This window comes from Streptomyces sp. TS71-3 (assembly GCF_018327685.1).
In the GTDB taxonomy this organism is placed as follows: domain Bacteria; phylum Actinomycetota; class Actinomycetes; order Streptomycetales; family Streptomycetaceae; genus Streptomyces.
The window spans coordinates 4297097-4317653 of the sequence record NZ_BNEL01000001.1; the positions used below are offsets into that span (position 1 = coordinate 4297097).

At 72.1% G+C, this 20557-nt stretch carries 16 protein-coding genes and 3 pseudogenes; 10 read left to right on the forward strand and 9 right to left on the reverse strand.

The window, feature by feature from the left end; translation table 11 throughout:
* Positions 1-734 precede the first annotated feature (734 nt).
* The gene (htpG, locus tag Sm713_RS17365) at positions 735-2669 is read right to left on the reverse strand and encodes a molecular chaperone HtpG (protein WP_212912073.1); all 1935 of its coding nucleotides are present in this window, start codon (positions 2667-2669) and stop codon (positions 735-737) included.
* 486 nt (positions 2670-3155) lie between these two features.
* Here htpG and Sm713_RS17370 point away from each other — a divergent pair.
* Positions 3156-5184 (forward strand): annotated as a pseudogene (locus Sm713_RS17370) (glycoside hydrolase family 6 protein).
* Positions 5185-5418: 234 nt separating this feature from the next.
* On the opposite strand, the gene Sm713_RS17375 reads toward Sm713_RS17370, so the two are convergent.
* Both Sm713_RS17375 and Sm713_RS17380 read right to left on the reverse strand, forming a co-directional pair.
* The gene (locus Sm713_RS17375) at positions 5419-6246 is read right to left on the reverse strand and encodes an SAM-dependent methyltransferase (protein WP_212910509.1); all 828 of its coding nucleotides are present in this window, start codon (positions 6244-6246) and stop codon (positions 5419-5421) included.
* A gap of 199 nt (positions 6247-6445) precedes the next feature.
* Complete coding sequence (locus Sm713_RS17380) at positions 6446-7321, reverse strand: helix-turn-helix transcriptional regulator (RefSeq protein ID WP_212910510.1); 876 nt, start codon at positions 7319-7321, stop codon at positions 6446-6448.
* A 159-nt stretch (positions 7322-7480) separates the two neighbouring features.
* On the opposite strand from Sm713_RS17380, the gene Sm713_RS17385 reads away from it, so the two are divergent.
* The gene (locus Sm713_RS17385) at positions 7481-7795 is read left to right on the forward strand and encodes a hypothetical protein (protein WP_212910511.1); all 315 of its coding nucleotides are present in this window, start codon (positions 7481-7483) and stop codon (positions 7793-7795) included.
* Between the two features lie 149 nt (positions 7796-7944).
* On the opposite strand, the gene Sm713_RS17390 is transcribed toward Sm713_RS17385, so the two are convergent.
* Complete coding sequence (locus Sm713_RS17390; protein ID WP_212910512.1) at positions 7945-8613, reverse strand: dienelactone hydrolase family protein; 669 nt, start codon at positions 8611-8613, stop codon at positions 7945-7947.
* Between the two features lie 324 nt (positions 8614-8937).
* Between Sm713_RS17390 and Sm713_RS17395 the strand changes: the two genes are divergently transcribed.
* The 3 genes from Sm713_RS17395 to Sm713_RS17405 are packed head-to-tail and all read left to right on the forward strand — an operon-like array spanning position 8938 to position 12649.
* The gene (locus Sm713_RS17395; protein WP_212910513.1) at positions 8938-9435 is read left to right on the forward strand and encodes a (2Fe-2S)-binding protein; all 498 of its coding nucleotides are present in this window, start codon (positions 8938-8940) and stop codon (positions 9433-9435) included.
* Positions 9432-10445, forward strand: a complete 1014-nt coding sequence (locus Sm713_RS17400; RefSeq protein WP_212910514.1) for a xanthine dehydrogenase family protein subunit M — start codon at positions 9432-9434, stop codon at positions 10443-10445. The genes Sm713_RS17395 and Sm713_RS17400 overlap by 4 nt, the downstream gene beginning before the upstream one ends.
* A complete protein-coding gene (locus Sm713_RS17405) occupies positions 10442-12649 on the forward strand; it encodes a xanthine dehydrogenase family protein molybdopterin-binding subunit (protein WP_212910515.1) in 2208 nt (735 codons plus the stop codon). The genes Sm713_RS17400 and Sm713_RS17405 overlap by 4 nt, the downstream gene beginning before the upstream one ends.
* Before the next feature lie 296 nt (positions 12650-12945).
* Here Sm713_RS17405 and Sm713_RS17410 read toward each other — a convergent pair.
* The 3 genes and pseudogenes from Sm713_RS17410 to Sm713_RS17420 all read right to left on the reverse strand — a co-directional run.
* A pseudogene (locus tag Sm713_RS17410) lies at positions 12946-13128 on the reverse strand (TerD family protein); the annotation flags it as partial.
* A gap of 1 nt (position 13129) precedes the next feature.
* Positions 13130-13525, reverse strand: a pseudogene (locus Sm713_RS17415) (transposase family protein); the annotation flags it as partial.
* A 106-nt stretch (positions 13526-13631) separates the two neighbouring features.
* Positions 13632-14222: a TetR/AcrR family transcriptional regulator gene (locus tag Sm713_RS17420; RefSeq protein WP_212910516.1), complete on the reverse strand. Its 591-nt coding sequence runs from the start codon at positions 14220-14222 to the stop codon at positions 13632-13634.
* A gap of 104 nt (positions 14223-14326) precedes the next feature.
* Between Sm713_RS17420 and Sm713_RS17425 the strand changes: the two genes are divergently transcribed.
* The 3 genes from Sm713_RS17425 (at position 14327) to Sm713_RS17435 (ending at position 16717) form a co-directional block, all read left to right on the forward strand.
* Positions 14327-15052 carry an SDR family oxidoreductase gene (locus tag Sm713_RS17425; protein WP_212910517.1) on the forward strand — a complete coding sequence of 242 codons (726 nt, stop codon included), beginning with the start codon at positions 14327-14329 and terminating at the stop codon, positions 15050-15052.
* 58 nt (positions 15053-15110) lie between these two features.
* The gene (locus Sm713_RS17430; protein ID WP_212910518.1) at positions 15111-15689 is read left to right on the forward strand and encodes a TIGR03086 family metal-binding protein; all 579 of its coding nucleotides are present in this window, start codon (positions 15111-15113) and stop codon (positions 15687-15689) included.
* Between the two features lie 131 nt (positions 15690-15820).
* A complete protein-coding gene (locus Sm713_RS17435; RefSeq protein WP_212910519.1) occupies positions 15821-16717 on the forward strand; it encodes a virginiamycin B lyase in 897 nt (298 codons plus the stop codon).
* Between the two features lie 154 nt (positions 16718-16871).
* Here the strand turns inward: Sm713_RS17435 and Sm713_RS17440 are convergent, their stop codons facing one another.
* The gene (locus Sm713_RS17440) at positions 16872-17249 is read right to left on the reverse strand and encodes a MerR family transcriptional regulator (protein ID WP_212910520.1); all 378 of its coding nucleotides are present in this window, start codon (positions 17247-17249) and stop codon (positions 16872-16874) included.
* Positions 17250-17365: 116 nt separating this feature from the next.
* Between Sm713_RS17440 and Sm713_RS17445 the strand changes: the two genes are divergently transcribed.
* Positions 17366-18439, forward strand: coding sequence for an alkene reductase (locus Sm713_RS17445; RefSeq protein ID WP_212910521.1), 1074 nt, complete (start codon positions 17366-17368; stop codon positions 18437-18439).
* 194 nt (positions 18440-18633) lie between these two features.
* Here Sm713_RS17445 and Sm713_RS17450 read toward each other — a convergent pair whose 3' ends face one another.
* Positions 18634-19464 carry a LysR family transcriptional regulator gene (locus tag Sm713_RS17450; protein WP_212910522.1) on the reverse strand — a complete coding sequence of 277 codons (831 nt, stop codon included), beginning with the start codon at positions 19462-19464 and terminating at the stop codon, positions 18634-18636.
* 98 nt (positions 19465-19562) lie between these two features.
* Between Sm713_RS17450 and Sm713_RS17455 the strand changes: the two genes are divergently transcribed.
* On the forward strand, positions 19563-20492 hold the full coding sequence (locus tag Sm713_RS17455) for a DMT family transporter (RefSeq protein WP_212910523.1): 930 nt from the start codon (positions 19563-19565) through the stop codon (positions 20490-20492).
* Positions 20493-20557 lie beyond the last annotated feature (65 nt).

The window sequence follows — 20557 nt, forward strand, 5'->3', positions numbered from 1 at the left end:
CGGCCCTCCTTAGCGAGCGGCCACGACGTGCCGGGGGGCCGCAGCGAACCAGCGTACCGGGGAGCGACCCGGTACGGCCGGGGCCACCAGGCGGGGGCAGGGGACCCCGGCTTCTCGGGGGTGGGAGCCCCGGGTTCCTCGGGGGCGCGGGGGACTGCGCGAGCGACCGCCGACCGGTGGGTGGTCCGGACGTGATCTGCGCCACTGCCTCTGGACTCGGTACGGCCCGGGCGGCCGGTCGGGGCAGGGGGTCCCGGCTTCTGGGGAGTGGAACCCGGAACTCTCGGGGGTGGGAGCCCCGGGTTCCTCAGGGGCGCGGGGAACTGCGCGAGCGACCGCCGACCGGCAGGTGGTCCGGACGCGACCTGCACCGCCCCCTCTGGACGGTGGAGCGCCCTGGGGCGTCGTGAGGCGCCACACAACAGAGGGCACCCCCTGCCGTGGCGGCAGGAGACCCCTTGCCGTGCCGCAGGGCACCCCCTGCCGTGGCGCCGGACCCCCGGCACCGACCACCCGCAAGCAGGCCCCCCGCACCCCCACCCGCATCCTCGGCGAAACGCCGCCCCGTGGACGGGCCCCCGAGCCCCTGGGCCCCCGGGCCCCCGGGCCCCCGGGTTCCCGGCCCCCGAGCCCCGGCCCCCGAGCCCCGGCCCCCGGGCCCCCGGGCCTCCCGGCCTCCGGTCCCGGACAGGGGCCTCCGGGCGCAAGCCCGGACCCGGGCGCGCCGGAGGGCGCTACAGCGTCCGCTCCAGCCGCTCCGCCACCAGCTTCGTGAACCGCCCCCGATCCGCCAGCTCCCCACCCTCCGCGAGGATCGCCAGCGCGTGCAGCAACTCCGCCGTCTCGCCGACCGACGGGTCCTCGGCCCGCTCCGCGTGGGCCTTGCGCAGGCCGGTGACCAGGGCGTGCCCGGGGTTGATCTCCAGGATGCGCTTGACGTCGGGCATCTCCTGGCCCATCGCGCGGTACATCTGCTGCAACGCGGGCGTCACGTCGTGCGTGTCGGAGACGATGCAGGCCGGGGAGACCGTGAGCCGCGTGGACAGGCGGACCTCCTTGACCTCGTCCGCGAGCTGCTTGGTCATCCAGGACAGCAGCTCCGCGTACTCCTGCAGCTGCCGCTCCCGCTCGGCCTTGACGTCGTCCGCCTCGTCACCGGCGCCGAGGTCCGCCTCGCCCTTGGCGATGGACCGCAGCTGCTTGCCGTCGAACTCGGGAACGGCCTCCACCCAGACCTCGTCGACCGGGTCCGTCAGCAGCAGCACCTCCAGGCCCCGGTCCCGGAACACCTCCATGTGCGGCGAGCTCTCGATGGCGCCGCGGGACTCGCCCGTCATGAAGTAGACGTGCTCCTGCCCGTCCTTCATCCGGGACACGTAGTCCGAGAGCGTGGTCGGCTTCTCGGCGTCGTGGGTCGTGGCGAACGAGGAGACCGCGAGGATCGCGTCCTTGTTCTCGAAGTCGCTGAGGAGCCCCTCCTTGAGCACCCGCCCGAACTCCCCCCAGAACGTCTCGTACTGCTCCGGGCGCGCGGACATCATGTCCTTGACGGTGGACAGCACCTTCTTCGCCAGCCGCCGGCGCATCAGCTCGATCTGGCGGTCCTGCTGGAGGATCTCCCGGGACACGTTCAGCGAGAGGTCCGCGGCGTCCACGACGCCCTTCACGAAGCGCAGGTACTCCGGCATCAGCGCTTCGCAGTCGTCCATGATGAAGACGCGCTTCACGTAGAGCTGGACGCCGCGCTTGTGGCCCCGCGAGAAGAGGTCGCCGGGCGCCCGGGAGGGCAGGAAGAGCAGCGCCTGGTACTCGAAGGTGCCCTCCGCCTGCATGCGGATCGTCTCGAGCGGGTCGTTCCAGTCGTGGCTGATGTGCTTGTACAGCTCGTGGTACTCGCCCTCGCCGACCTCGTCCTTGGGACGCGCCCACAGGGCCTTCATGGAGTTGACCGTCTCGGGCTCCGGCGCGGCGCTCTCCCCGCCGTCCTCCCCGTCCTCGCCGTCCGCGGCCCCGGTGGACTCCGCGGCCATCCTGATGGGCCAGGTGATGAAGTCCGAGTAGCGCTTGACGATCTCCCGGAGCTTCCAGGGGGAGGTGTAGTCGAAGAGCTGGTCCTCGGCGTCCACGGGCTTGAGCTTGAGGACGACGGACGTGCCCTGCGGGAGGTCGTCGGCATCCTCGATCGTGTACGTGCCCTCGCCGCCGGACGTCCAGCGCGTGCCGCCGCTCTCGCCCGCGCGGCGGGTCAGCAGGGTGACCTCGTCGGCCACCATGAAGCTGGCGTAGAAGCCGACGCCGAACTGCCCGATCAGGCCCTCGGCCGACGCCGCGTCCCTGGCCTCCCGCAGCTCCTGGAGGAAGGCGGCCGTGCCGGAGTTCGCGATGGTCCCGATGAGCGCGACCACCTCGTCGCGTGACATCCCGACGCCGTTGTCCCGCACGGTCAGGGTGCGGGCCTCCTTGTCGGTCTCGACGGCGATGTGGAGGTCGGACACGTCCGCGTCCGGAGCCTCGTCGCGGAGCGCTTCGAGGCGCAGCTTGTCCAGCGCGTCGGAGGCGTTGGAGATGAGCTCGCGCAGGAAGACGTCCTTGTTCGAATAGATCGAATGGATCATCATCTGCAGGAGCTGGCGCGCCTCTACCTGGAACTCGAACGTCTCCGCGGGCATACCGTCGATTCCTCTCATGTCACCCGATGGTGATGTGGTCTTGGGAACTGTAGGGCAACGGTCAGCCGGACACGCCCAGTTCCCGCCCTGAGTGCGCCGCCGCGCCGCCGCTCCACCGCGGATGCGCCCGGCCTCCGGGGTCCGCCACGGCCACCGCGGGCGGACCCGTCCCGTCCGCCGCGCCCGCCCCGCGGGCAGCCCCGTCCCCGTCCGCCGCGGCCGTCCGGCCCGGGTGTGAACGCGGTGGGGAAAGTGTGAACAGCACTCTATCCGTGCACCCGTCGGGCTGTTAGCTCCCACGTGGGAGCGCTCCCAAGCCGTGGATCCCCCTCTCGGCTCTGGGGGCGCCCTCCTGTGCGGGCCTGCGTTCAAGGCCCGGTTCACCCGCACCGACGTCGCGCCGATCTGTCGTGGGTGCGGTCGTCAGTGCGGTTGAAGAATCGATCCTTCTCCGGCCTGACCCGCCGGGCGAGAAAGGACACCACCATGCACTGGAAGAGACGTTGGCAGGCGCTGGCCCTCGGGTCGGCGCTCTTCGCCGGAGCGGCGCTCACCGTGGCGTCGGGACCGGCGAACGCGGCACAGAGCGCCGCCGCGGCCCGCGTGGACAACCCGTACGCAGGGGCCCATCCCTATGTGAACCCGGAGTGGTCGGCGCACGCGGCCGCGGAGCCCGGTGGCAGCGCGGTCTCCGACGAGGCCACCTACGTCTGGCTGGACCGCATCGCCGCGATCGACGGCGTGGGCGGCGCCATGGGCCTGCGCGACCACCTGGACGCCGCCAAGGCCCAGGGCGCCGACCTCGTGCAGATCGTCGTCCACGACCTGCCCGGCCGCGACTGCGCCGCGCTCGCGTCCAACGGTGAGCTGGGCCAGGACGACCTCGCCGCCTACGAGAGCGACTACATCGACCCGATCGCCGACATCCTCTCCGACCCGGCGTACGCGAGCCTGCGGATCGCGGCGGTCATCGAGCCCGACTCGCTGCCGAACCTGGTGACCAACGCGGGCGGCCAGGCGGGCGGCACCGACGCGTGCGCCGAGATGCTCCAGAACGGCAACTACGTCAAGGGCGTGGGCTACGCGCTGGCCACGCTCGGCGCCCTCTCCAACGTCTACAACTACGTCGACGCCGGCCACCACGGCTGGCTCGGCTGGGACACGAACCTCGTGCCGTTCGCCCAGACGGCGTACGAGGCGGCCACCACGTCCGGCGCCACACCGGCCGACGTCGCCGGGTTCGCCGTCCACACCGCCAACTACAGCGCCCTGCACGAGCCGTACTTCAGCGTCACCGACACGGTGGCCGGGGCGAGCGTGCGGCAGTCGAAGTGGGTGGACTGGAACCAGTACGTCGACGAGCAGTCCTTCGCCCAGGGCCTGCGGCAGGCCGCGGTCTCCGCGGGCTTCGACTCCGGCATGCTGATCGACACCTCGCGCAACGGCTGGGGCGGCTCCGCGCGGCCCACCGGGCCCGGCGCGTCCACCAGCGTCGACACGTACGTGAACGGCGGCCGCATCGACCGCCGGATCCCCCCCCGGCAACTGGTGCAACCAGTCCGGCGCCGGCCTCGGCGAGCGGCCGGCCGTGGCGCCCGCGTCGGGCATCGACGCCTACGTGTGGATCAAGCCGCCGGGGGAGTCCGACGGCGCGAGCCAGGCCATCGACAACGACGAGGGCAAGGGCTTCGACCGGATGTGCGACCCGACCTACACGGGCAACGGGCGCAACGGCAACAACCTGACCGGCGCACTCGCCGACTCCCCGCTGGCCGGGCACTGGTTCTCCGCGCAGTTCCGCCAGCTCCTGGCCAACGCCTACCCGCCGGTGAGCGGCGGCGGTGGCGGCACGGACACCCAGGCACCCACCGCACCGGCCGGGCTGCGGGTCACCGGCACCACCGCCTCCAGCGCGTCGCTGTCCTGGACGGCGGCGAGCGACGACGTCGGCGTCTCCGACTACCTCGTGTACCGCGGCGGCACGCAGGTGGGAACGGCCACCTCCACCACGTTCACGGACACGGGCCTCACGGCGTCCACCGCCTACACGTACACCGTCAGGGCGCGTGACGCGGCCGGCAACACCTCGTCGGCCTCCGGATCGGTCACCGCCACGACCGCGTCCTCGGGCGGCGGGGGCGGCGGCGCCTGCACGGCCGCCTACCACGTCGACAACGACTGGGGCAGCGGCTTCACCGCGACCGTGACCGTCACCAACACCTCGACGGCCGCTCTGCCGTCCTGGCGGGTGGCGTGGAGCTGGGCGGGCAACCAGCAGGTCAGCAACTCCTGGAACGCCACCGTCACGCAGCCGGGCCGGGCGGTGACCGCGCTGAACGCCGCCCACAACGGCACCGTCGCACCGGGCGCCAGCGCCTCGTTTCGGATTCCAGGGCGGCTACAGCGGCAGCAACACCGCGCCCTCCCTCAGCTGCACCACGAGCTGACCGGGGGTGGCCGGGAGCCCCTGACCGGAGCCGTTCGCACCGGCACGGGCGCGCTCAAGGATCGGTGACACTCCACCCGGCCGTGGCCACTGCGCAGGTAGGCCATGGCCGGGTCTCACCGGCGCCGTACATCTCCCGAAGCCGAAGCCGAAGCCGAAGCCGAAGCCGAAGCCGAAGCCGAAGCCGAAGCCGGACCGGGACGGGACGGCACGGGCCGGGTACTTCTCCGGGTGTGGCGCTCGCAGCGCGGCGGAAGCCGAACCTACGCGTGCGATGCGCCATCCCTCGTCCTGCCACCCGCCTCAGTGCTTGATGCCCACACCGGCCCAGAGGCTGACCTGGGCGTCCGTGGGCGTCGCGCCCTCCTCACGGGCCGCGGAGTCCTCGATCTCGGGGTGCCAGCGGTGGGCCACCTCGATGCCGGGCTCCAGGACGTCGAGGCCGTCGAAGAACTGCGTGACCTCAGCCTTGTTGCGGACCCGGAACGGCGTGCCGCCGTCGTAGTAGATCTGGGTGATCTTCTCCCAGCCCTCCGCGTCGAAGTCCGGGGTGCAGTGTGTGATCGCCAGCGCGCTGCCGGCCGGCAGGGCCTCCAGCAGGTGGCTCACGATCTCGTACGGCTTCTGGGCGTCGGTGACGAAGTGCAGCAGGGCGTTGAGGGACAGCGCGACGGGCTTCGACAGGTCGAGGACCTGCTCCAGCTGCGGGGCGTTCAGGATCGCGTCGGGGTCGTTGAAGTCCGCCTGGATGTAGGCGGTGCGGCCCTCCTTGGTGCTGCGCATGAGGGTCTCCGCGTACTTCAGCACCAGCGGGTCGTGGTCGGCGTAGACCACCCGGGCCTCGGGGGCCAGGCCCTGGGCGACCTGGTGGAGGTTGGGCTCGGTCGGGATGCCGGTGCCGATGTCCAGCCACTGCCGGATTCCCCGGTCGACGAGGGTCCGGGTGGCGCGGTGCATGAAGGCCCGGTTCTCCCGCGCGCACGTGATGATCGAGGGCCAGGTCTCCACGACCTTCTCGGCCGCTTCCTTGTCGACGTCGAAGTTGTCCTTGCCGCCGAGGTAGTAGTCGTACATGCGGGCCGAGTGCGGCCTGCTGGTGTCGATGTCCCGCGCAGCGGGGGAGTTCGTCATCGTGGGGACCCCAATTCAGTGTGTGCGGTGGTGGCGCGCCGGGTGGCCCCGGCCTGCCCGGACATGCGTCCGAGGGCAGTGTTGCGGTCGGTCACCGGGGCCCCGGCGAGAGCGTGTCTCACCCCGGTGACGCATGCGTTGAACTCCCCCCTTGCCCGCCTCGGCCACGCGACTTTCCGCGCGGTGCTGCCGAGGGCGGTCATGCGTACTCCTTGCGCATCCGGTTCAGAAGAGCCGAACTTCCGTCGTGCGACGTCAGCAGGGACATACGGTTGTGGGCTTCGAGGTGCGTGATGACGTCCGAGCGCTGGTCCAGGTACATCGACCCCGAGAGGATCTCGCAGTAGACGACGTCGGGCAGCTCGGGCTCCTCGAAGCGGAAATAGGTGAACGGTGCGAACGCGCCGATGTGGGCACCGGCGCTGAAGGGCACCACGTCGAGGTTCACGTGGTCGAGTTGCGACGCCTCCAGCAGGCGGTCGATCTGCTCCCGCATCACCTTCGGCCCGCCGACGACGCGGTGCAGGACCGCCTCCTCCATCACCACCCACAGGGTGGGCGCGTCGGACTTCGTCAGCAGGCTCTGGCGCCGCAGGCGCAGGTCAACCCGGCGGTCGAGGTCCTCCGCGGAGTCGTTGGGGAAGCCCGCCCTGAGGGTCTCCCGCGCATAGTCGGGCGTCTGCAACAGGCCCGCCACGTAGTGGGGCTCGTAGGTGCGCAGGACCTTGGCGCTGCTCTCCAGGCTCACGTAGGCGGTGAACCACTCGGGCAGCACGTCGCGGTACCGGTGCCACCAGCCCGGCTTGTTGGCCTGCTCGGCCATGTCCACGAACTCGTCGATCTCCTGCTCATCGGCCCCGTACAGCGCCAGCAGGGTACGGACGTAGATGAGCCTGAGCCCCACCTCCGCCTTCTCCATCCGGCGGATCGTCAACGACGTGACGTCGAGCGCCTTGGCCGCGTCGTCCAGCGATGCCCCCGCACGCTGGCGCAGCTCCTGGAGTCGTTTGCCGAGGATCATGCGCAGCACGGTGGGCGCGCTGGATCCGGCGCCGCCCGCACGGCTCTCCTTCACAGCCCACCCCCTGAGTGTCCGTCAACTACCTGAGTTCCCGTCACCGGGACGAGTGTGCCATGCCTTCCGCTTCCTGCTCACCACCAGGTCGATATCAACTCGCTGAAATTATCAGGGAGTAGCTTGCAGGATGGCGGTGACGGTGATCATAGTGTGGGGGTGAGCAGTTCCATGAACGCCGAGGGCCTCATAGGTCCGATACGGGAGCCCGGTGTCGCCGGGTTCGCGGACGACCGTGTGTCCGGGTCCGCGGCAGCATCCGGGTTCGAATGTCCCGCGTGGCTGTCCGTCGGCGCGCGTGCGCTGGACATCGACACCGGCCGCACCGGTGTCGTCCAGTTCCTGCAGAGCGCGGACCGCGAGGTGTGCACCGAGTCCACGCTGCGGGCCGAGCGGGTCCGCCTGCGGTCGGTGGACTCGAACAGACCAGGCTGGTGGGCCCAGGTCCGCAGCCTGCGCTGGAAGTTGCCGTAGGCGCGGCGCAGGTGCGGTGACGGCCGGAGGTTCGAGCCCCGGCCGGCGGGCCGGGTCGGCCACATCTCGCTCCGGTTCTCCTCCGCCTCTGCCCCCGGCGGGTTCCGCTCTGCGTCCGGTGGGTTCCGTTCTGCCTCTGGTGGGTGCCGCTACGAAGGCGTTCCGGGCCCCTCCACCGCGCTGACGAACCAGTCGCGTGCCTCCTCGGCCACCTCGTCCAGGGCGCCGGGCTCCTCGAAGAGGTGGGTCGCGCCGGGCACGATGTGGATGCGGTGGGGGACCGCCAGGAGGTCGGCGGCCTCCCGGTTGAGTTGCAGCACCTCCGGGTCGTCGCCGCCCACGATCAGCAGCACGGGGGACCGCACCAGCCGCAGCGCGTCGCCCGCCAGGTCGGGACGACCGCCCCGGGAGACCACGGTCACCACCCGCTCGGGCCGCTCCGCCGCGGCGGACAGCGCGGCGGCGGCGCCCGTGCTCGCGCCGAAGAGGCCCACCGGGAGGTCCGCCGTCGCCGGGTGCGCGCCGAGCCAGTCGATCGCTGCTGTCACCCGCCCGCTGAGCAGCCCGATGTCGAACCGGTGCTCGCCGGTCATCGCGTCCATCGCGTCCTCGTGCTCGGTGAGCAGGTCCATCAGGAGCGTGCCCAGGCCGGCGTCCTGGAGGGCCGAGGCCACCGACCTGTTGCGCGGGCTGTGCCGCGAGCTGCCGCTGCCGTGCGCGAACAGCACGATCTCTCCGGCTCCCGGGGGAATCACCAGGTCACCGGCGATCTGGGAACCCTCGTCGGTCACCGACACCGCTTCGGACTGCACCCTCATCGCCTCCTTGCTTACGTCCCGTCGCCTGCGGCGCGAGTAGCCCGGCCGGAGCGGGCTATGCAGCCGGGCACCGGGGCGCGGGACCGCTCCCGCGGATCCCCGTGCCGCCGCCGCCGGCACACCCGCCGGGCCCTTCCGGACAAGGGGGGCCCGACGCGTCCGCCGGCTCGCCTGTACAAGGCGGCCTGACCCACCCGGCCCAACCCGCCCCACCCCGCACGGCGCGTCCCTCTCCGGACACCGTGCGCGACCCCCCCGGCGGACATACCGTGGCCTTCGGTGCGAGCCGCAGGCCGCAGGCCGTAGGACAGAGGGATCGGGGCGATGGCGACCAGCAGTACCACTGACAGGACCACCGGGGAGGTGCGGGTCAACGGGCAGGTGCGGCACCTGGACCTGGACAGCCGCGTCACGCTCCTCGACATGCTCCGCGACCACCTCGGCCTGACCGGCACCAAGAAGGGCTGCGACCAGGGGGCGTGCGGTGCCTGCACGGTCCGCCTCGACGGCAGGCCCGTGGTGTCCTGCCTGGTCCTCGCCGCGCAGTGCGACGGCCGGGAGGTGAGCACCGTGGAGGGCCTGGCGTCCGGCGGACGGCTCCACCCGCTCCAGGACGCGTTCGTGCGGCACGACGGCTTCCAGTGCGGCTTCTGCACGCCCGGCCAGCTGATGTCGGCGACCGCGCTGCTGGAGGAGCGGCCGGCGCCCTCCGCCGACGAGATCCGCGAGGCGATGAGCGGCAACCTCTGCCGCTGCGGCGCCTACCCCGGCATCGTCGCCGCGATCCGCGACGTCGCCGAGCGGAACGGGAACGCGCGGTGAGCGCCCTCGCCTACGTGCGCCCCGAGGGCGTCGACGAGGCCGTCGCGCTGGTCAGCGGCGACCCGGGCGCCGCGTTCCTCGCCGGCGGCACCACCCAGCTCGACCTGCTCCTCAAGGACCAGGTCATCGACACCACCACGCTGGTGGACATCGGCCGCCTCCCGCTCACCGGCACCACCGTGCTCGACGGCGACATCCTGCGCGTCGGCGCCCTGACCACCATGGCCGACCTCGCCGAGGACGCGGTAGTGACCGAGCGGCTGCCCTTCGTGCGGGAAGCGCTGCTCGCGGGCGCCTCCATCCAGCTGCGGAACATGGCGACCATCGGCGGGAACCTCCTCCAGCGCACCCGCTGCCGCTACTTCCGCGACCGCACCGTCCCCTCCTGCAACAAGCGCAGCCCCGGCACCGGCTGCGCGGCGATCACCGGACCGGCGCGGATGCACGCCGTCCTCGGCGCCGGCCAGCACTGCATCGCCCTGCACGCCTCCGACCTCTGCGTGCCCCTGGTGGCCCTGGACGCGGTGGTCAGGATCCAGGGTCCCGACGGCCGGCGCACCGTGCCCCTCACCGAGTTCTACGTGCTGCCGGGCGAGCGCCCCGACATCGAGAACGTCCTCGGGCACGGCGAGATGATCACGCACGTGGACGTGCCGCTGCCGCCGCGGGGCACCCGCTCCCGTTATCTCAAGGTGCGCGACCGGGCGTCCTACGAGTTCGCCCTCGCCTCCGCCGCGGCGGCCCTGGTGATCGAGGACGGCACGGTCACCCGTGCCCGGCTCGCCCTCGGCGGTGTGGCGACGGTGCCGTGGCGGGCGCACGACGCGGAGGACATGCTGCGCGACGTGCCGGCGACCACGGAGATGTTCCAGGCCGCGGCCCGCGCCGCCCTGCGCGATCCGTACACGGTGCCCGGCACCGCGTTCAAGGTGGAGCTGGCCCAGCGCACCCTGGTCAGCGTCCTCGAAGACCTGGCGGGCCTCGCCGGCGTCACGGCGGCCGCGTCATGACCGCCGTCTCCGGCGGGAAGCTGCTCGGCGAGCCCGTCGACCGCGTCGACGGCCTGCTCAAGGTGACCGGCGCCGCCCCCTACCCCTCGGACTTCTCCTACCCCGACATGGCACACGCCGCGCTGGTGCAGTCCACCGTCGCCGCGGGCACCATCGCCTCCATCGACACCGGCGAGGCCCTGGTGGCGCCGGGCGTGCTGACCGTGATCACCCACGAGAACGCCCCGCGACTCGCCGAGGCCCCGATGTCGCTCCTCGGGCCCGCCCCGCGCTTCCCGCTCAAGGACGACCGCGTCCTGCACCACGGCCAGCACGTGGCCGTCGTGGTCGCCGAGACCCCCGAGCAGGCCCGGGACGCCACCCGGCTGGTCCGGGTCGAGTACGACGAGGCCGCGCCCGTGCTGGGGGTGCGCAACCTCGACGCCCCGGTGCTCACCGACCCGTACGGGATGGAGTCCGGCCGCGGTGACGTGGAGGCGGCGCTGGCCGCGGCCGAGGTCCAGTACGACGAGACGTTCATCATGGCGCCCGAGACCAACAACCCGCTGGGCCTCTTCGGCACCGTCGCCCGCTGGGAGGACGGCAGGCTGACCGTCCACGACTGCTCCCAGTGGCCCGTCAACGCCCGGCAGAACCTGGCCGCCGTCTTCGAGGTGCCCGAGGAGAGCGTGCGCGTCCTCGTGCCCTACCTCGGCGGCGGATTCGGCGCCGGCCTGCGGACCTGGGGCCACACGATCCTGGCGGCGCTCGCCGCCCGGATGCTCCGGCGCCCGGTGAAGCTGGTCCTGACCCGGCCCCAGATGTTCACCTCCGTGGGCCACCGCCCCGAGTCCGTGCAGCGGCTGCGGATCGGCGCCACCGCCGACGGCAGGCTGGTCGCCGTCGACCACGAGGGCACCGCCACCCGCGGCGTCGAGGAGATGAGCCCCGAACCCATCACCCTGGCCACCCCGGACGCCTACGCCTGCCCCAACGTCTCCACCCACGACCGGCTGGTGGCGCTCAACATCCCGAGCCCCGGAGCCATGCGCGCCCCCGGGCACGCGGAGGGCGGCTTCGCGCTCGAATCGGCGCTCGACGAACTCTCCTACCGGGTCGGCGTCGACCCGGTGGAACTGCGCCTGCGCAACTACGCGGCGGTACACCCTCCCACCGGCCTGCCCTGGTCGAGCAACGCCCTGCGCGACTGCTACCGGGTGGGGGCCGAACGGTTCGGCTGGAGCGCCAGGCCGCCCGAGCCGCGCTCCCAGCGGGACGGCGCCTGGCTCGTCGGCCAGGGCATGGCCGGCGTCACCTTCACCCGGTGGGCCACCCTCTGCCGGGCCAGGATGTCCGTCGACCGGGACGGCACCGCGCTGGTGCGCAGCGCCTCCACCGACATCGGCACGGGCACCTACACGATCACCGCCCAGCTCGTCGCCGACCTCCTCGGCCTCGACGTGGAGCAGGTGCGGGTCGAACTGGGCGACAGCGACCTGCCGCTCGCCCCGCAGTCCGGCGGCTCCGGCCTCGCCCTGGCGCTCAGCGGCGCCGTGGAGGACGCCGCCCGCAACCTCCTGCGCACCTTCCTCACGACCGTGCGCGACGACACCGACTCGCCGCTCGCCGGCAGGTCCCTCGACGAGATCGCCGTGGCCGGCGGCCGGATCCACCTGGCGAGCGACCCCTCCGCCGGCGAGACGTACACCGCGATCCTCGCCCGGCACGGCCTGGACGAGCTGGTCGCCGACGGCGAGAGGGACCCGAGCCCCCCTGAGGGCCTGGACATGGCGCCGGCGGGCGCGTTCGCCGCTCAGTTCGCGGAGGTCCGGGTCCACGAGGAACTGGGCACCGTACGCGTCAGCAGGATGTCCGCGGCGGTCGACGCGGGCCGGGTGCTCAACGAGAAGACGGCGCGCAGCCAGGTCGCCGGCGCCATGGTGATGGGCATCGGGATGGCCCTGCTGGAGGAGACGGCGTTCGACTCGGTCAGCGGCCGCATCACCAACGCCACGCTCGGCGACTACCTCATCCCCGTCCACGCCGACGTGCCCGACCTCGACGTCACCTTCGTCGGCGGCCCCGACCGCTTCAACGCCGTCGGCGTCAAGGGCATCGGAGAGGTGGGCATCGCGGGTGCCCCCGCGGCCATCGCCAACGCCGTGTACCACGCGACGGGGCGGCGCATCAGGTCGCTGCCGATCACGCTGGACAGGCTGTTGTAGGGGCGGGCGCGTGGCGTGGTTCCCGGGGCTCTCCGGGTGCGCTCGCCGAGGATCAGCAGGATTCAAGCGCTGACTGGGGCGGCTGCCGGTACGGGAGAGCGGTTCCCAGCCTCACCGGGCCCCGCTCCTACGTGTTCCCGATCCACGAGTCACACACGTGGGTTGGCACGTGAGCGATCAGGGCATCCTTCTGCGCCGTGTAAGGCGGACCAGGCCGAGACCCTGTTCTGCGTGGTCTCAACCGTCGCTACTTCGACGCCGCTCGGCGGGGTGCCACCTGATACAGATGGACCACCGATCCGGTCCTCGTTGTCCTCCGCCGTTGGCGTCTTACCTGGAAGCTGCACGCTTCCGTCAGCGGCGACCGGGTAGTTGTAGAAGTCGGTGTCGCTGCGAACCTTGCCATTCGCGTCCAGCAACAAGACGGAGACGTCCGCGTCACCTTCGCCGGTTGAGCTCCCCCAGCCCAAGTCGAGCATCGCCGGGCAGCGCCGGTGAAGCCCATAGCTGCCGGTCGAAGGGAACTGCGATGACCTGTACGTTCATCCTTTGCTTCTTCTGCTTGCCGGAGTAGAACGGGCGGTCCGTCATCGATGCGGTTTGCACCGCGTCGGCCAGGCTGCGGGCGAGGGTGGCCAGGGGCTCGACAGCTTCGGTGACGTAGCGGTAGGCCGTCGTGGTTCCGATGCCGAATCCTGCGGCGAGATGGGCACACGTGTGGCCCACCCGCAGGTGGGCGAGCGTGAGCAACGTTCGGCGGCCGGTGCCCAGACGCCGCCAACGTGAGCCGATGTCGCGACGGTGCCGCCGCAACTGCTGGGTGAGGGAGCGCAGGGCAGAGTTGGACAGGTCGACGCCCGACGGGTGAACAACCACCTGAAGCCTCTGGTGGAGACGGTTCTCCTGGTCGAAAACCCATCTATCAGGGCTTCACCACCTTGTCACCCCAACTGCCAGGCCTCATCCCCAGGTTGGTGAAGGCTCACTGACGGGACAGTGCGGTGTAGTCCACCGCGCCCAGGCTGGCGGCGAGGTCGGCGGCCGCCTCCCGGATGCGGTCCGGCAGGCCCACGTGGTCTGGCTGGTCGGTCCAGCGCTCGAACGCGGTGCGGAAGATTGCGACACCGACCTCCGCGAGCAGCGCCGCCTGCGATTCGGCGGTACCTCGTTCCCGCAACGCGTCCGCAACCGCGTCGGTCGCGGCGGCAAGCTTGGTCCGCCCTCGTTCCTGCAGCTCCGGGCTGGTCCGCACGACCGCGCGCCGTTGTGCGGCGAGCGCGGCTTGGTCGGCCAGCCCGCCGGCGACGTCCATGAGAGCGGTCAGGAGGGCCGCGTAGGGCGAGAGGGTGTCCTCAGCCTGACGGACGGAGCGGGCGAGGGCGACCGGAAGTTGCTCCGATCCGGCAAACAACACGTCCCGCTTGTCCCCGAAGTAGCGGGAGAACGAACGCCGGGTCAGGCCGGCCCGCTCGGTGATCTCCGCGACCGTGACGTTCTCGTACCCACGCTCGAGGAACAGCTCCACCGCTGCCTCTCGGAGCCGGTCTTCGGCATTCGGGTCCCATCGCGGCATGGCCACACCCTAGCAGTGATGACTCAACGCGTCGTCACTGGTGCTAAGCTGACGGCTCAGTGAGTCATCACTGTTCGAGGCATAGAGGCATAGGGGTGGGCATCATGGCTCTTTCAGGCCAGCGCATCGTCGTCATCGGCGGCACTTCGGGGATGGGGCTGGCCGCGGCCCGCGCCGCCTCGGCGGCAGGGGCGGCAGTCACCATCGCGTCGAGCAGCCAGAGGCGGCTGAAGGCCGCGCTCGCTCAGTTGCCGGACACGTGTGACGGGGCCGTCGTCAACACCCGCGACGAGGGTGACGTGGCTGCCCTGTTCGACCGCGTGGGTGAGCTCGACCACCTGCTTTACACAGCGGGGGACGCGGTGCGCCCGCGGCCGCTGGCGGACCTGCCGCTCGACGCCGCCCGTGAGCTGTTCGAGGTCCGCTTCTGGGGAGCAGTCGCCGCGGTCAAGCACGGCGCACGGCGCGTGCGGCCGGGAGGCTCGATCGTGCTGACGTCAGGAACGGTCGCTGTCCGCCCTACGCCTGGTACCGCGCTCGCGGCAGGCAGCGCCGCTGCCGTAGAGGGCCTGACGCGAGGGCTGGCTGCCGAGTTCGCCCCGATCCGCGTCAACGCGGTCCGGCCGGGAGCGATTCGCACGCCGCTGTGGGCCCCGGTTCCGGAGCCGCAGCGTGCGGCGCTGTTCGCCGCCCTCGCTGACAGGACGCTCACCAAGTTGATGGGGGAGGCGGACCAGATCGCCGCGGCGCACCTGTACCTGATGGAGAACCGCTTCGTCACCGGAACCGTGCTCACCGTCGACGGAGGTGCCCTCCTCGCCGGGAGTTAGCCCGCTCACGGTCCGGCTCGGTCCACTCACCGCCTACAACGGGGCCAAAGGGGCTGTCGTGAACTTCACCCGCTGGCTCGCCCCCCCCACCGCAAAGGAGCAGTACATGAACGCAGTGTCGGAGCTGGCCGCAGTCCTCGATCAGGTCGTAGCGCTGGTCGACTCTGTCGACGAGCAGGAATGGTCGGCGCCGTCGCCGTGCGAGGAGTGGGATGTGCGGGGCGTCGTCGAGCACCTCCTCGACGTGCAGCAGCGGTTCCTCGCCAACCTGACCGCGCAACCTGTCCGAACGCAGCCCGGCTTCGGAGAGAACACTCAGCTGTTGGTGAGCGCGTTCTCGGAAGAGGGCGCCCTAGAACGACTTGTTCCGGACCGCTTGGGCGAGATCACCGGTCTCACGCTTCTGAGGATCCTCATGATGGAGCATCTGGCGCACGGTTGGGATCTGGGGCAAGCGCTGGCCCGCCCTCCGGCGTTCGACGAGGAGGTGGTGAAACGGACCATCGACTTCGCCCAGCAAATGAGCCCGAAGGTGCCCCCGGCCCTGCGCCGCTTCGACGACCCGCAGCCCGTCGCCCCTGATGCACCGGCCATCGACCGCCTCGCTGCCCTTCTCGGTCGGAAAGTGTCCGCTTGAACGACCCGTTGGCAAAGGTGCTGCTGGGCAGGTGACAGCTACGCCGGCCGGGGGAATCCGGTTGCTCCGCGGGAAGCCGGCGTGCGAGCGTCTGGGGCCACAGATGTCGCAGGCGTGGAGGAGCGGTCCCGATGTCCCATCGCACCGGCACGGTCCGGCAGTTCCCGGTCGGTGACGCCGCGTCAGGGCCCTACGCCGTCGCGGCCGGCCCCGACGGCGCGCTGTGGATCACGCTGGTGCACGCGGGCGGGATCGCGCGCCTCACGCCCGGTGGCCATGTGGCCCTGTACCGCCTTGACTCCGCGGACTGCGGGCCGTCGATCGTCGCCCCGGGTCCGGACGGCGCGCTGTGGTTCACCCGGTACCGGGACCACCGCATCGGCCGGATCACCGTGACCGGGCAGGCGTCCTCGTATCCCCTTCCGAGCCCGGACAGCGGGCCGTTCGGGCTCGCCGCCGGCCCCGACGGGGCGCTCTGGTTCACCCAGACGAGCGGCGACCGGATCGGCCGCATCACCCCGGACGGCCGGGTGAGCGAGTTCCCGCTGCCCGTCACCGGCGGCTTCCCGTCGGCCATCACGGCGGGCCCGGACGGCGCGCTGTGGTTCACCCTGAACCAGGCCGACGCGATCGGCCGCATCACCCTCGACGGAACCGTCACCCTGCACGAACTGCCCACCGACCAGGCCGCGCCCGTCGGCATCACGGAGGGTGTGGACGGCGCGCTGTGGTTCGTGGAGATCGGCGCCGGCCAGATCGGCAGGATCGGCACGGACGGCGCCATCCGGGAGTTCCCCCTCCCGGACCGCGGCTGCCGCCCGCACGCGATCACGGCCGACCCGGCGGCCGGCGTCTGCTGGTTCACGGAGTGGGGCACCGGCTGCCTGGGGTCCATCACCCCCGAAGGACACATCGCCGAACACCCCCTTCCGGACCCGGCCGCGGAGCCCCACGGGCTGACCGTCGGCCCGGACGGAGCCGTGTACGCGGCTCTGGAGAGCGGTGCGGTGGCGCGGCTGGAGCGGTAGCGCCGGGTGCCCGTGCCGCCTTCCGGCGGGAACGACGCGGCTCGTCCCCGGTTGGAGGACGACGCGTCACCTTGAACCGTGCCCGCCGGTACGCGGTGCGCCGTTCCCACCCCGAGTGGCGGGCTCAGCCGGGCCGGTGCCACCGCCATCGCCGTCACTCGGCCGCGGTCAGCCCCATCCGCTCCCGGTACGTACGCGCCATGGCCATCAGCATGTCCAGCGCGTCACGGGTGCGTTCGAGTTCGGCGATGTGCGTGGAGAGCCGTTCGCGCTCCTGCTCCATCCGCTCCAGCGCGGTGTCCGTGGTCTGCTCGCTCGGGGTGTCGACGCACGGCAGCATTTCGGCGATGGCGCGGCTGGACAGCCCCGCGGCGTACAGCCGTTGGATGAACCTGACCCGCTCGACCTCGTCCTCCGTGTAGTGGCGCTGCCCGCTGGCGCTGCGGTTGCTGGTGAGCAGCCCCTGCTCCTCGTAGTAGCGCAGCGAGCGGACGCTGACCCCGGCCCGCGCCGCCAACTCCCCGATACGCATGACGTCCCCCCGGCTGTGACCTGCGACACAGTACTTGCCTCTGACATCAATGTGAGCTTTTAGCGTAGCCGCCGTGCCCGAGGTCCGGGCGCCGCGGATCACGATGGAGTCCCGACGTGACGACCCTCTTCGACAGCTACTCCCTGGCCGGCCTGGCACTGCCCAACCGGGTGGTGATGGCCCCCATGACCCGGGCCCGTGCCGCCGCCGGCGGGCTGGCGACGCCGTCGATGGCCACGTACTACGCGCAGCGCGCGACCGCCGGACTGATCGTCACCGAGGGCGTCCAGCCCAGCCTGATCGGGCAGTCCAACCCGGGCACGCCGGGGCTGCACGACGACGCGCAGGCCACCTCGTGGCGCCAGGTCACCGGGGCCGTGCACGCCAACGGCGGCCGGATCTTCGCCCAGCTCATGCACGCCGGACGCGTCTCTCACCCGGACACCAGCGGGGCGTGGCCCGTCGGCCCCTCGGCCGTCCCCGCCACGGGCTACGTGTTCACCCCCGGCGGGCCGCAGCCGGCACCGGTGCCGCGCCCACTGGACACCGCCGAGGTGCCCGAGCACGCCCGGTCGTACGCCCTGGCCGCCCGCCGCGCCGTGGACGCGGGCTTCGACGGCGTCGAACTGCACGGCGCCAACGGTTACCTGATCTCGCAGTTCCTGTCCTCCAACGCCAACCTGCGCACGGACCGGTACGGAGGCTCGGTGCCGGGCCGGATCCGGTTCGCCGTGGAGGCGGTGTCCGCCGCCGTCGAGGCGGTGGGAGCGGCGAGGACCGGCATCCGCCTCTCGCCGGGCACGACGCTGTGGGGTGTCGCGGAGGCCGACGTCGCCGCGCTCTACTCGGCCCTGCTGGCCGAACTGGCCCGCCTCGAACCCGCCTACGTCCACCTTGAGGCCACCGCCGACGAGGACGTGCTCGTCGGCCTGCGCCGGGCGTGGCCGGGCACCCTCATCGTGAACCCGGCGTTCCCGGGCGCCCCGAAGCAGGCCGACCGCACCGGCGCCGACCGCTGGCTCGGGCTCGGGGCCGACCTGATCAGCTTCGGCCGCGGCTTCATCGCCAACCCCGACCTGGTCGAGCGGCTGCGCACCGGGCTCCCGATCGCCCCCGCCGACCACGCCACGTACTACCAGGGCGGCGACGCGGGATACCTGACGTACGCGTCCTACCAGCACACGGCGTGAGGGGGGCGAGCGGCGGCGAGCCGCTCGGTGACGGGGCAGCGGACCGAGGCCCCGTCAACCGGAACGAAACCCTTCGCCTCCCTCCGCGCGGAGGCCGGAGACCGGCTCGCCCTGCTCGTCCGCCCGCGCCACCCCCAGGACTTGGCCAGGGAGGCGTCGCCCCGGGCTTCCGGGGCAGCGGAGCGTTCAGCGGCTCACAGGTGGGCGCACCATGTCTCCTGAAGCGCGGACGCGATGGCATCCCGGGTTCCGGCGGCGAGCCGGCGACTGGTGGCCAGGCTCAGGGGGATCGTCGGAAGGGGCGGGAGGGTGTCGAGCCGCCGCAGGCCCGGTTCCCGGTCCGGGACCTGAGGGAGGGCGGTGATACCGCCGGTGGTCCTGACGGCGGTGAGAAGGCTGATGAGGTCGATGCATTCGCGGGCCAGGTGCCGGCCTGATGCCGCCGCGGAGGTGAGGATGCGTTCCCGGATGGCGCAGGGGGCGGTGAAGGTGATGAGCTTGCCCGTCTCCGGCGCCCGGTCGGCGGGGCCGATCCACGTCAGGGGGAGGTCGGCGATGTGGGTGGTGCCATGGCCGAGGTCGCCGAACCCGAGCGCGACGTCCGCTGAGCGGTCGTGAACGGACTCGCGCACGCGCGCACTGCGGTGGAACCGGAACCGGATCGACCGGTCCGGGTAGTCGCGGGAAAGCACCCGGGCGACGGCGCGGAGCTCTGGCTCGGTGGTGTGCTCCGTGGAGACGACGACGAGATCCCCGGTCTCGGGTCCCAGCAGGCGGCTCAGGGCGATGTCGTGCTCGCCGAGCAGCCGGTATGCCTCGCGCAGCACGTCCTCGCCGCGGGAGGTGAAGGCGATGCTGCGGCCCTGGCGCGCCACGATGGGGAACCCCAGCTCTGACTCCAGGCGGCGCAGGTGCCCGCTGACGGCCGCCTGCGAGAGGTGCAGGGAGTCGGCGGCCCTGCGCACTCCGCCGAAGGAGGCCACGGTGACCAGGCTGCGCAGGCAGGTGATGTCGAGGGTTGCCACGTTCGCATTGTGGCCGGTGACCGGCTGCCGGCGGAGTATCGATCGCGATTCGTGATCGGTCATGCCCGTGCCCGGCCGGTGATGCTGGAGTCGATGTCATGAACCAGCGTCTTCTGCCGGCCGTGACCGTCCTGCTCTACGCCGTGAGTTATCCGCTCGGTGCGCTCACCCTCGGCTTCATCACGCCGTTCCTGCTGATCCTGCTGCGCTTCGTGCTCAGCGCCGTGCTGATGTGGGCCATCGTGGCCGTCCGGCGCGTCCCGCTGCCGCGCGGGCGTGTGCTCGCCTGGACCGCTGCCGGCGGGGTGCTGGTGCAGGGGGTGCAGTTCCTGGGTCTGTACTGGGGCATGGCCCACGGCGTCGGTGCCGGCGTCGCGTCCCTGGTGATCGCGATGAACCCGATCGCCACCGCTGTCCTCGCCCGGCTCCTGCTGCACCAGCGGGAGAACCGATGGGGGCTGCTCGCGCTCGCCTGCGGCGCGGTGGGCGTGGTCGCGGCCTGCCTGCCGCGGCTGCTGTCCGACCCTGCGGTGGGCCCGGGGCTGATCACGGTCCTCATCGCCCTCGGGGGTCTGTCCGCCGGCTCCCTCCTGCAAGGACGGAAACTGCGCGGAGTGGACCCCTTCGCGTTCACCGCCATCGGCGTCACCGGTTCGATCCCGCCGGCCGCCGCCCTCGCCCTCACCACCCCGCGGCACGTCTCCGATCCGGCGCCCGCCGCCGGGATGCTCATCGTACTGGTGTTCACCAGCGCGCTTGCCCTGGTGTGCTACGCCGCCTGCGTCCGGCGCATGGGAGCCAGAGGAGCGTCGATCCTGTTCGCCCTGATCCCCGCGGTCGCCGTGGTCGCGGCCTGGTGCCTGCAGGGCACGCCCATCGACATCACCACCGCCCTCGCCCTCGCCTGCGGCGCGCTCGCCTGCATCGCCCAGACCCGATCAGCGCGCACCACGCCTCCGGCCGCCCCGGAGCACCCGCGGGACGGTCCGCTCCATCGGCCGACGGCTTCGGCGGACCGCAGGCACTGAGGCCGCGTGCCGCCCAGGCGACCGCCTTCCCGCACTGGCCCGGCAAGCGCAACAGCACACTCGCG

Excerpts from the sequence above, each read along its gene's own strand:
- htpG (WP_212912073.1), bottom strand. The coding sequence starts at position 2,669 with ATGCCCGCGGAGACGTTCGAGTTCCAGGTAGAGGCGCGCCAGCTCCTG.
- Sm713_RS17375 (WP_212910509.1), bottom strand. The coding sequence starts at position 6,246 with ATGACGAACTCCCCCGCTGCGCGGGACATCGACACCAGCAGGCCGCAC.
- Sm713_RS17390 (WP_212910512.1), bottom strand. The coding sequence starts at position 8,613 with ATGAGGGTGCAGTCCGAAGCGGTGTCGGTGACCGACGAGGGTTCCCAG.
- Sm713_RS17395 (WP_212910513.1), top strand. The coding sequence starts at position 8,938 with ATGGCGACCAGCAGTACCACTGACAGGACCACCGGGGAGGTGCGGGTC.
- Sm713_RS17405 (WP_212910515.1), top strand. The coding sequence starts at position 10,442 with ATGACCGCCGTCTCCGGCGGGAAGCTGCTCGGCGAGCCCGTCGACCGC.
- Sm713_RS17420 (WP_212910516.1), bottom strand. The coding sequence starts at position 14,222 with ATGCCGCGATGGGACCCGAATGCCGAAGACCGGCTCCGAGAGGCAGCG.
- Sm713_RS17425 (WP_212910517.1), top strand. The coding sequence starts at position 14,327 with ATGGCTCTTTCAGGCCAGCGCATCGTCGTCATCGGCGGCACTTCGGGG.
- Sm713_RS17435 (WP_212910519.1), top strand. The coding sequence starts at position 15,821 with ATGTCCCATCGCACCGGCACGGTCCGGCAGTTCCCGGTCGGTGACGCC.
- Sm713_RS17440 (WP_212910520.1), bottom strand. The coding sequence starts at position 17,249 with ATGCGTATCGGGGAGTTGGCGGCGCGGGCCGGGGTCAGCGTCCGCTCG.
- Sm713_RS17455 (WP_212910523.1), top strand. The coding sequence starts at position 19,563 with ATGAACCAGCGTCTTCTGCCGGCCGTGACCGTCCTGCTCTACGCCGTG.